This window comes from Exiguobacterium sp. s59, from assembly GCF_018617475.1.
In the GTDB taxonomy this organism is placed as follows: Bacteria; Bacillota; Bacilli; order Exiguobacteriales; family Exiguobacteriaceae; genus Exiguobacterium; species Exiguobacterium aestuarii.
The window spans coordinates 430,058-441,151 of record NZ_JACSKG010000003.1 but is presented as its reverse complement, the minus strand read 5'-3'; the positions used below and the strand labels follow the sequence as shown (position 1 = coordinate 441,151).

The window sequence follows — 11,094 nt, the reverse complement described above, 5'->3', positions numbered from 1 at the left end:
GCAAGGACTTCCTTCACAAACTGTCGAGACGGATCGTTGACGAGAACCAAGTCATCGTCGTGGAGACATTGAAGTCGAAGGACATGATGAAGGATCACAAGGTGGCGAAGTCCGTCGGGGATGTCAGTTGGTACGAGTTCGTCCGGCAACTCGAGTACAAATCAAACTTCTACGGACGGACGCTCATCAAGGCGGATCAATGGTTCGCATCCACTCGAATCTGTTCCACTTGCGGCGTGAAAGGCGAGAAGAAGGCGATGGATGTCCGTGAATGGACATGTACTAATTGTGGTGTTCATCATGACCGTGACATCAACGCGAGCATCAACCTGTTGATGTTGGCAAACTAAAACGAATTCCTTCAGGGTGGGAACCACCCGACGAGCTTGGTAAACAATCGTGGCTAATAAAAGCACGGTCTTCCCAAGAAGCTCCCACTTCCATTTGCGAAGCAAATAAGTGGCGAGTAGTTCACTGAAGCGGGGAAACGATGAATCAATGTCCCGCGTTCGCATCTTGTTGCTTCAAGTGAAGTGCGAGCGTGTTGAGCAGTTTTTCAGAGTCTTTGTTCAAGTTGAGAAGTTCAGGTTCAATCCCGACTTCACGGTATTTGAAGACGACCTTATCGATGGCGCCGATTGCCGAGTCATCCCATAGATGCGTATTCGCAAAGTCGATGGTGACGTGTTGGACACCCGCATCTACGTCTTCGGTCACGTCAAACTGGTTGACGAATTCAGACGTGGAAGCGAAGAATAATTGCCCGTTGACCGTATAGTCCGCGCGATGTGACGTGACTTGGCGATCGAGGTCGATTTTTGAAATTTTGGCAGCGAATAAAATCGCGGCCGTCAAAATCCCACCGAGCACACCGAGTGACAGGTCATGCGTGAAGACAGTGACGATGACCGTGACGAGCATGACGACTGTGTCTGATTTTTGAGCGGTACGCATCGCTTTGAGCGAGCCCCAGTCAAACGTCGCATACGAGACGAAGAACATGACCCCGACGAGTGCACCAACTGGGATGAGCATGAGCACATCACTGATCGTCATAATCATGATGAAGAGAGCGAGTCCGGCCGTGAACGTCGAGAGACGACCGCGTGCACCGGACGAGACGTTGATGACCGATTGTCCGATCATCGCACATCCTGGCATCCCACCGAAGAACCCAGCGATGATATTCGAGATTCCTTGTCCACGAGATTCACGGTTCTTGTTTGAGTCCGTCCCAGTCATGTCATCGACGATTTGAGCCGTCAAGAGCGATTCGATCAAGCCGACGAAGGCAAGTGAGATCGAGTATGGCAAGATGATCATGAGCGTCTCGAGCGTGAACGGCACATCTGGGAACAAGAAGTCCGGAAGTGTCGCCGAAATCGTCCCCATATCCCCGATGTTTTTCGTGTCGAGACCGAGTGTGATCGCAAGGATCGTCATGACGACGATGGCGACGAGCGGTGCGGGAATTGCTTTTGTGACACGTGGGAATAAGAAGATGATAGCAAGTGACGCGGCGACAATCGCCCAGATGATCCAGCTTTCACCTTCAAAGTTTGATAACTGTGCCTGGAAAATCAAAATCGCAAGCGCGTTGACGAATCCGACCATGACGGCGCGTGGGATGAATTTCATCAAGCGGGCGATTCCGAGATAGCCGAGGACGATTTGAATGATCCCCGTTAAAATACCGGCAGCCAGTAAATACTGAAGACCGTGGTCAGCGACGAGGGAGACGACGACGAGCGCCATCGCTCCGGTCGCAGCGGAAATCATCGCTGGACGACCTCCGGCAAATGAGATGACCATGGCGATGATGAATGAGGCATAAAGGCCGACCATCGGGTTGACTCCCGCGATGAGGGAGAAGGCGATGGCTTCCGGGATGAGCGCCAAGGCGACGACAATCCCAGCCAAAATGTCGGCCCGGATATTTCCGAACCATTCGTGTTTCAACGTATTCAATTTTTCCAAAAGAACACACCTTTCCTTAATAAAGTGATTTGATCTTCGAGTCTCACGAAAATCAAAATGATACAATCCGTTCATTTTCAACGTGTTTCATCATACCGAATTCAAAGAAAAATGACAATTGCTTCGTTTGAAAAACTATGGTAATTTCATAACGTGAAGGTTATATAACGAAAAAGTTATATGGGAGGTGAGGAGTCTACATGTATACCGTAGAAGAATTGAGTAAAGTGCTCAAAGTGCTCGGGGACCCGACCCGGCTGACGATGTTGAAACAGATGGAAGCGGGCGAACAGTGCGCCTGTAGTTTCGTCGATTGTTTCGATATCTCACAACCGGCCATCAGTCGCCATTTGAAGATGTTGCGCCAGGCGGGACTCTTACTCGAACGTCGAGACAAGCAGTGGATTCATTATCGGTTAAATGAGACGAGTCCATTTTATCCGCTCGTCACTGATTTATTATCGAAGTTAGAATCAACTGAACCGAATTGTGATTGTGAGCCGAATTGTGCCATTTGAGGAGAGATGAAAATGAAACTTGAAGTGTTCGAACCAGCCATGTGTTGTCCGACCGGATTGTGCGGACCGTCCATCGACCCGGAACTGACACGGGTGGCGACGATTCATTACGTGTTACAGCAACGAGGGTTTGACGTGTCACGCTATAACCTTGCGTCGGAACCGAACCGATTTGTTGAGAATACGATCGTTCAAGCCGAAATCATGAACGGGCTCGATGTGCTCCCGATGACGCTCGTTGACGGGAAGATTGTGAAGCAGGGCGCTTATTTGACGAATGAAGAGATGGCGGAGTTGACAGGATTACCGATTGCCGCATTCGCGAAACAAGACGGAGAAAAACCGAAAGTTCGAATCTCACTCAAAAAATAAGGAGTTGCTCACAGTGAAACCATTTGATTTTCAGGCGATGGACCCGACCCGTTATGTGTTTTTGACCGGAAAAGGTGGTGTCGGGAAGACGTCGACGGCATCGAGTCTCGCCTTGACGCTCGCCAATCGTGGGAAACACATTTTACTCGTCTCGACCGACCCGGCGAGTAATTTGCAAGACGTCTTTGAGATGGAACTTGATGAGACACCGCGACTCGTCACAGGGACGACGCTCGAAATCGCCAACTTTGACCCGGAACAGGCGGCAAAACAGTATATGGAATGTATGGTCGGTCCGTATCGTGGCGTGTTACCGGACGTGGCCATCCAGTCGATGGAAGAGCAATTGTCTGGCGCCTGTACGGTTGAGATTGCGGCATTCGATCAGTTCACAGAGCTGTTGACGTCAAAAGTGGCAAGGGAACGATATGACCATGTCATCTTCGATACGGCACCGACTGGGCATACGTTGCGACTATTGACGTTACCGAGCGCATGGGATGAGTTTTTAGAGACGAATACGACCGGGGCGTCTTGCCTCGGTCCACTTGCAGGTCTTGCGGATAAGCAAGTGCAGTATAAACAAGCCGTCGAGACGCTCACTGACGCCAATGAAACGACGTTACTGCTCGTCGCGCGTCCTGAGAAGTCGACACTCGTCGAAGCGGCGCGTGCTGCGACCGAGCTTCGCGCAATCGGCATCGAGCGCATGCAACTCGTCATCAACGGTGTCGTCGAGTCAAGTGAAGGGACAGACCGATATACGGAACGATTTATCGAGCGACAACAGCAAGCGCTTGACGATCTCCCGGATGGTGTCGTCGACCTCGAGACGTTCACGCTCCCGTATGCGTACGAAAACCTCGTCGGGATATCCGCTCTCCAGCGTTTTGTGAGCAGAGAGCCGGTCGCCATTTCGGATGCACGTTATGACACGAGTCGTTACGAGTCCGTCGACCAACTCGTCGACGAACTGGAAGCGGACGGTCCGAGTGTGATTATGACAATGGGGAAAGGTGGTGTCGGGAAGACGACACTCGCCTCGCTCCTTGCAGTCGCACTCCATGAACGAGGGCATGCTGTCCATTTGACGACCACAGACCCGGCCGCGCACGTTGCTCTGACGATTGGAGCAGATGTTTCAGAGACGTTCACCGTCGATGCGATCGACCCGAAAGCCGAGATTGAGAAGTATCGGACGGATGTGTTCCGAGAAGCAGGGGACATAAACGAGGAGCAACGGATGATGCTCGAGGAGGACTTGCGCTCACCGTGCACCGAAGAGATCGCCGTCTTCCGTGCCTTCGCCGATCAAGTGGCGAAAGCGAAAGACCGCTTCGTCGTCATCGATACGGCGCCTACAGGTCATACGCTCCTCCTATTAGATGCGACGGAGAGCTATCACCGTGAACTCGAACGGTCGACCGGTGTCGTCCCGGAAGCGGTCCGAACGTTACTTCCGAAACTGCGTGACCCGAAACAAACGCACGTCATCATCACGACACTCCCAGAAGCGACGCCGGTGTATGAAGCAGAAAGACTCACAGCGGACTTGAAGCGCGCCGAAATTCAACCGTTCGCCTGGGTCGTGAACCAATCGTTCACGCCACTCGACGTCACGAGTCAGTTATTGACAGCGAAAGTCGCGAACGAGACGACATGGCTTGAGCGCGTGAACAACCATCCGCGTCCGACGATTCTTTCTTGGCAAGAACAACTGCCTGTCGGATATTCGGCGTTATCTCAACTATTAAAGGAGGAAGTAAGATGAACATCACGAACGAAGCAATCGACTTTTTACAAACCGCGTTAGAAGAGGAAGAGACAAAATCGGTCCGCATTATCACAGAGGCGGGCTGCTGTGGACCGACGCTCGGTCTAGCCGTGGCTACACCAGAAGAGACAGACGAAGTGAAGCAATTCGGCACGCTCACGTTTGCCGTTGCGAAGGAAGCTGAAGTATTGGCAGAAAACGTCACGCTCGACGTCGAGTCGACAGAAGACGGCATCACACTCGTGTTACACGGTTTACAACCATCTTGCTAAAAAAATAATTAAATAGAGATTATTGGAGGAACTCATTGTGCAGTGGATTGCTAGTTTAATTTTTCTCGTGACGCTCTTTCTCATCATCAAGCAACCGAAAGGCCTCGGCATCGGTTACTCGGCGATGGGGATGGCTGTCATCGCGCTCATCTCGGGCGTCGTCAATTTGGATGACGTCGGAACGGTATGGGGCATCATCTGGAATGCGACGTTTACGTTCATCGCCGTCATCATCATTTCCCTCATTTTAGATGAGATTGGATTTTTTGAATGGGCCGCCTTACATATGGCACGAATCGCCAAAGGTGGCGGGGTGAAGTTGTTCGTCTATATTACCCTACTCGGCGCGCTCGTCGCAGCGTTGTTTGCGAACGATGGGGCAGCGCTCATCTTGACCCCGATCGTCTTGGCGATGGTACGGGCACTCAAGCTTCCTGACGCGGTCGTGTTGGCGTACGTCATGGCATCCGGCTTTATCGCCGATACGGCAAGTCTCCCGTTTATCGTATCGAACCTCGTCAACATCGTCTCAGCTGATTTCTTCGGCATCGGGTTTGCGGAATATGCGGCACGGATGGTATTCGTCAATGTGTTCGCGGTCGCGGGCAGCTTGCTCGTGTTGTATCTGTATTTCAAAAAAGATATCCCGAAACAATATGACGCCTCTCAGTTGGCTGAACCGGAATCGGTCATCAAAGACCATACGATGTTCCGCTTATCTTGGGTCGTGCTCGCCTTGTTGGTCATCGGTTACTTCACGAGTGACTTGCTCGGAATCCCGGTCTCACTCGTCGCCGGGGTGATCGCCTTATTCTTCCTTGTGATGGCGAATCGGTCATCTGCGGTGAAAACGACTCAAGTCGTCAAAGGGGCACCGTGGGCAATCGTCTTCTTTTCACTCGGGATGTATATCGTTGTGTACGGATTACAAAACGCAGGACTCACACAAGTGCTCGCCAACTTCATTGACTGGTTCGCGGTGGACGCATTCAGTGCGACGTTCGGGATGGGCTTTTTGGCAGCCATTCTATCGTCTGTCATGAATAACATGCCGACCGTCATGATTGATGCGCTCGCCATCGACTTGACGAATACGACCGGTCAGATTCGGGAAGCATTAATCTATGCGAACGTTATCGGATCCGACCTTGGACCAAAGATTACACCAATCGGGTCGCTTGCGACGCTCCTTTGGCTCCACGTGCTCCGCACAAAAGGTCTAAAAATCGGCTGGGGTGAATATTTCAAAGTTGGGATTATCTTGACGATTCCGACGCTAGCCATCACGTTGCTCGGTCTATATATCAGCTTATTACTTTATTGAGGAGTGGGTTATATGAAATTAGTCATCATTGGATCAGTTGCTGCCGGGACATCGGTCGCGGCGAAAGCGCGTCGTAATAACGAAGAGGCACAAATCACGATTTACGATCGGGACTACGACATCTCGTATTCAGGTTGCGGGATTCCGTATTACGTTGGTGGAGAAGTGGAGTCGCGAGACGATTTGACACCACGTGACGCAGCCTTCTTCAAAAAGCGTTACAACATCGACGTGATGACACGTCATAACGTGACGTCAGTAGACAAGAACGCGAAGACAGTGACAGTGGAAAACTTAGAGACGGGTGACACGTTCACGGACTCGTATGATGTCCTCGTCCTCGCGACAGGGGCGACGAGCATCATCCCACCGATTCCAGGTGTGAAGTCGGATAACGTTTTCCCGATTCGAAATATTCAACACGCAGAAGCGACACGTTCGTTCGTCGATTCGACGAACCCGAAACATGCGACAATCATCGGTGCCGGCTTCATCGGTCTGGAGATGGCCGAACAGTTGAAACTACGTGGTGTGGACGTGACAATTATCGAGCGTGTACCGCAAGTGATGCCACCACTCGACAAGGACATGGCGTGCCGAGTCGAAGAACATCTCGAGAAGAACGGGATCGAGCTCATGCTCGGTGAGACGGTGACGGAACTTGTCGGTGGCGGACATGTGGAACGTGTCATCACGGAGAGCGGCAAGGAGATTGAGACAGATTTCGTCATTTTATCGGTCGGGGTCCGTCCGAACGTCGAGCTCGCCATGAATATGGGAGTCGAACTAGGTGAGACGGGTGCCATTGCCGTCAATGAGCGCATGGAGACGAACATCCCAGACGTCTATGCGGCAGGTGATGTTGCGGAGAGCTTCTCCATCGTGACAGGAAAACCAATTTGGCGCCCGCTCGGTTCGACAGCGAACAAGATGGGGCGGACCGCTGGGGACGTCATCACTGGCGGCCATCTCGAACATCGCGGTATCCTCGGAACGGGCATCTTCAAAGTGTTCGGACTTGCCGTGGCACAAACGGGTCTCTCCGAGAAGGAAGCACGTGAACTCGGTTATGACATCGAGGTGCTTCATAATACGAAACCGGACAAACCTGCCTACATGGGTGGGAAAGACATGACAATCAAAGCGGTCGCGGACCGTGCGACACGTCAATTGCTCGGCATTCAAATCGTCGGGTTCGAAGGAGTCGACAAACGGATCGACGTCTTCGTCACAGCCATCACGCTGAAGGCGAAAGTCGACGACTTGTTCCACCTTGACCTCGCATACGCACCGCCGTTCTCGACGACGAAAGACCCGGTCATGTATACGGGGATGGTCTTGTCGAACAGTATCGACAAGGCGGCACGACTCATCACACCGGCTGAGCTTCAGACACGAATCGATGCAGGGGAAGATATGCAAATCATCGATACACGGAAAGCGGCGCAGTTCGAGAAGGCATGCGTCGATTGTGCGGTCAATGTCCCACTCGGTAACCTTCGCGAAGCGGCGAAAGATATGGACAAGAACAAGCCGACCGTCGTTTACTGTAACGGCGGGGTGACGGGGAACGCGGCGCAGAACGTGCTTCGTAATCTCGGGTTCACTGACGTGTACAACTTGTCAGGCGGAAATAAAAACTATCAGTTGTTCAAAAAGTACGGGAACTAAGCAAGACGACGTCCATAGCGGGCGTCGTTTTTTTTATACCAAGGTTTCAAAAGAAAGACAGAAGCGGAACGATTATTGAAAGAGAACGATCTGTTTAGTTCATATTCCTTAGATGGTCCACAAGATGAATGATGCCAATTGACCCTTTTCTAAAATAACGTTGCTTCGTTAAAGGAAACCGTTTACAATTTTTTGTGTAAGCGTTTTCTCAAAATGGTGCTACAAGGAGGGACCCTCATGGTCAAAAAGCAATGGAAACCCGTATGGGCAGTTGTGCTAACGTTTGCACTGATTCTGTCAATGTTTCCGATGCCGACGTCCGCTTTAGATAAAGGAAAGTCGACACTCGTCGTCGTCCATTATCAAGAGGCGCCGGATAACGAAAAGGATTGGAACTTATGGCTTTGGGCGAACGGCCCAGATTACTTCCCGAATAAAGGCTTCACATTCAATGGGGAAGATGCATTTGGAAAGGTGGCGGCTTACGAATTCCCGGTTGACTCACCTGAAAAGATTGGTCTCATCGTCCGAACGGACAACTGGGACAAGGATAAAGGGTCAGAGAACGACCGCTTCATCACGAGTGACATGATTCAAGATGGTGTCGCAGAAGTGTGGATCAAATCAGGGGATCCAAAGATTTATACGTCGAACCCAGACGGGGAGACGGCATCAACGGAAATCGATATGAAAGTCCACTATTTCCGTTACGACAATACATACACGGACTGGGGCCTATGGGCTTGGCCAGACGGTGGGGACGGTCAGAGCATCGCGTTTGACGAGACTGATGCATTCGGTGGCGTGGCGAACGTCAAGCTCGCTAACCCAGAGTCGAAAAAACTGATGGGCTTGATCACGAAAAAAGGAGAATGGACGGAGAAAGACGGGGAAGATCGCTTCGTTCTTGGTTCAGCGAAAGAAATTTGGCTCGTTGAAGGAGATTCGACAATCTACTATTCAGAGCCTGAAATCGATCGCTCACCGAAACTCGTCTCATTCTCGGCGGACACGTTCCGTCAAGCAACGCTCACGACGAACCGCGTCATTACGGATGCGTTCATTGATGAAGTGACGGTGGATGGTGCTACTGTCGCTGCCATCACAAAGGCTAGTGACAAGTCAGTCACGATTGAATTCAGCGAAGACATCGATTTAGCGAAGGTCATCAAAGCCTCACATCCTGAGTTTGGTGAACAGATGCTTCAAGCAGGAAAAGTACTTCGTTCAAAAGAGTTTGATGCGAAGTATGCCTATAATGGAAAGCTCGGCATCACGTACCAAAAATCAAAAACACAATTTGTTCTTTGGGCACCGACTGCTCAACAAGTCGAGCTCGAACTATGGAACATGCCGAAAGATCGACCAGCGAACGACAAAGACTTGAAAAAAGTCATCCAGATGAAACGCGGCGAGCGTGGCACGTGGGTGGCTGAAGTACGCGGCGACCTCGACGGTGTCGGGTATACGTATCAAGTGACACATGCGACAGGGAAAGTCCGTGCGGTCGATCCGTATGCGACAGCTGTCGGTGTGAACGGTGATCAAGGGGTCATCGTCGACTTGAAAGAAACGGATCCGAAACGTTGGAACTCGATGAAACCGAAGTTGCAAAACGCGACGGACGCCATCATCTATGAGACTCACGTCCGCGACTTCTCGATTTTCGATGTCAAATCGAACACATATGATTCAGGCATTCGCTACAAAGGGAAGTACCTCGGTGTCGTCCAACCAGGGACTCGCTTGATTGAGAATGGGAAGAAGACAGCGACGAAAACGGGGCTCGACCATGTCAAAGACCTTGGCGTGACGCACGTCCAGTTCATCCCGGTCTATGACTACAACACGGCCTCTGTCGACGAGACGAATCCAACGGCGACATACAACTGGGGCTATGACCCGAAAAACTACAACGCACCAGAAGGCTCGTATTCGACGAATCCGTACGATGCCAAAGTACGAATCAGTCAAATGAAAGAAATGATCCAAGGCCTACATGACAATAACTTGCGTGCGGTCATGGACGTTGTTTACAACCACATGTTCGATGCACAGGCATCAAACCTTCACAAAATCGTACCGGGTTACTACTACCGTTATACGGCAGGTGGCGACTTCGCGAACGGAACCGGTGTCGGGAACGATACGGCGTCTGAGCGCGCGATGATGCAGAAACTCATCGTCGATTCAGTCGTCTACTGGGCAAAAGAATACCATTGGGACGGCTTCCGCTTCGATTTGATGGGAATCCATGATGTCGATACGATGAACAAAGTCCGTGCGGAACTGAACAAAGTGGACAAATCGATTCTCGTCTTCGGAGAAGGCTGGGATCTCGGTACGCCACTTGATGCGGAACTGAAGGCGAACCAAAAGAACGCCTACGACATGCCAGGTGTTGCTCACTTCAATGACAACATTCGCGACGGATTGAAAGGAAGCGTCTTCTACGATGAAGACAATGGCTTCATCAATGGAAAAGAAGGCATGGAAAATCGCGTGAAGACAGGAATCGTCGGTGAAATCACGTACAACGACACCATCAAAGGCTTCACGAAAGAGCCGACGCAAGCGATTACGTATGTCGAAGCGCACGATAACCATACGCTTTGGGACAAGTTGGAGTTGACGAATCCTGACGCCTCTGAAGAAGTGCGTACAGACATGCACCGCCTCGCTTCGAGCATTCTCTTGACGAGCCAAGGAACGACATTCCTTCACGCTGGACAGGAATTCATGCGTACGAAAGAAGGCGATCACAACTCGTACAAATCGCCAGACTCCATCAACCAGCTTGACTGGAAACGGGCAGCCGACCGTAAAGCGGACGTCCAATACATGAAAGGTTTGATTGAGATGCGGAAAGCAAACCCTGGTCTCCGCATGACGAAAGCGACTGACGTGAAGCGCTTCTTGAAATTCTACAAGTCTGAGGCGAACGTCATCACGTACTTGATCGATGAAGATGCACCAGGTCAAAAGAACGACTTGTACATCACACATAACGCGAACCCGAACGCTGTATCCGTGAAACTTCCAAAAGGAACGTGGAACGTGATTGTCGATGGGGATCGCGCTGGAACGAAGACGATTAAGCGTACGACTGGCAGAGTCACAGTCCCTGCATACCATACGTTTGTCCTTGAACGTCACTAATTCATTGACCCCACTTGCAAACAAGTG

9 protein-coding genes are annotated in these 11,094 nt (G+C 51.1%); 8 read left to right on the top strand and 1 reads right to left on the bottom strand.

What is annotated here, in order from left to right; all coding sequences use genetic code 11:
- Positions 1-350, top strand: a 350-nt coding sequence (locus KNO91_RS08170; protein ID WP_214817426.1) for an RNA-guided endonuclease TnpB family protein, incomplete at its 5' end; no start/stop codon positions are given.
- Between the two features lie 145 nt (positions 351-495).
- Here the strand turns inward: KNO91_RS08170 and KNO91_RS08165 are convergent.
- On the bottom strand, positions 496-1,977 hold the full coding sequence (locus tag KNO91_RS08165; RefSeq protein WP_214817424.1) for a SulP family inorganic anion transporter: 1,482 nt from the start codon (positions 1,975-1,977) through the stop codon (positions 496-498).
- Between the two features lie 200 nt (positions 1,978-2,177).
- Here KNO91_RS08165 and KNO91_RS08160 point away from each other — a divergent pair, with 200 nt between their 5' ends.
- From KNO91_RS08160 to pulA, 7 genes are all read left to right on the top strand, one after another.
- On the top strand, positions 2,178-2,495 hold the full coding sequence (locus KNO91_RS08160) for an ArsR/SmtB family transcription factor (RefSeq protein ID WP_214793555.1): 318 nt from the start codon (positions 2,178-2,180) through the stop codon (positions 2,493-2,495).
- 12 nt (positions 2,496-2,507) lie between these two features.
- Complete coding sequence (arsD, locus tag KNO91_RS08155; RefSeq protein ID WP_371816654.1) at positions 2,508-2,867, top strand: arsenite efflux transporter metallochaperone ArsD; 360 nt, start codon at positions 2,508-2,510, stop codon at positions 2,865-2,867.
- A 13-nt stretch (positions 2,868-2,880) separates the two neighbouring features.
- Entirely contained in the window at positions 2,881-4,638 is a 1,758-nt protein-coding gene (arsA, locus tag KNO91_RS08150; RefSeq protein ID WP_483299300.1) for an arsenical pump-driving ATPase, read from the top strand.
- Positions 4,635-4,913, top strand: coding sequence for a Fe-S cluster assembly protein HesB (locus KNO91_RS08145; protein WP_214793561.1), 279 nt, complete (start codon positions 4,635-4,637; stop codon positions 4,911-4,913). Before arsA ends, KNO91_RS08145 begins: the two co-directional genes overlap by 4 nt.
- Positions 4,914-4,950: 37 nt before the next feature.
- Complete coding sequence (locus KNO91_RS08140; protein WP_214817420.1) at positions 4,951-6,237, top strand: arsenic transporter; 1,287 nt, start codon at positions 4,951-4,953, stop codon at positions 6,235-6,237.
- A gap of 12 nt (positions 6,238-6,249) precedes the next feature.
- Positions 6,250-7,908: an FAD-dependent oxidoreductase gene (locus KNO91_RS08135; RefSeq protein WP_214817417.1), complete on the top strand. Its 1,659-nt coding sequence runs from the start codon at positions 6,250-6,252 to the stop codon at positions 7,906-7,908.
- A gap of 237 nt (positions 7,909-8,145) precedes the next feature.
- Positions 8,146-11,067, top strand: a complete 2,922-nt coding sequence (gene pulA, locus KNO91_RS08130) for a type I pullulanase (protein WP_214817414.1) — start codon at positions 8,146-8,148, stop codon at positions 11,065-11,067.
- Positions 11,068-11,094 lie beyond the last annotated feature (27 nt).

Bases quoted from the DNA above. Each gene is read 5' to 3' on its own strand.
- pulA (WP_214817414.1), top strand. From the start codon at position 8,146: ATGGTCAAAAAGCAATGGAAACCCGTATGGGCAGTTGTGCTAACGTTT.
- KNO91_RS08135 (WP_214817417.1), top strand. From the start codon at position 6,250: ATGAAATTAGTCATCATTGGATCAGTTGCTGCCGGGACATCGGTCGCG.
- KNO91_RS08145 (WP_214793561.1), top strand. From the start codon at position 4,635: ATGAACATCACGAACGAAGCAATCGACTTTTTACAAACCGCGTTAGAA.
- arsD (WP_371816654.1), top strand. From the start codon at position 2,508: ATGAAACTTGAAGTGTTCGAACCAGCCATGTGTTGTCCGACCGGATTG.
- KNO91_RS08160 (WP_214793555.1), top strand. From the start codon at position 2,178: ATGTATACCGTAGAAGAATTGAGTAAAGTGCTCAAAGTGCTCGGGGAC.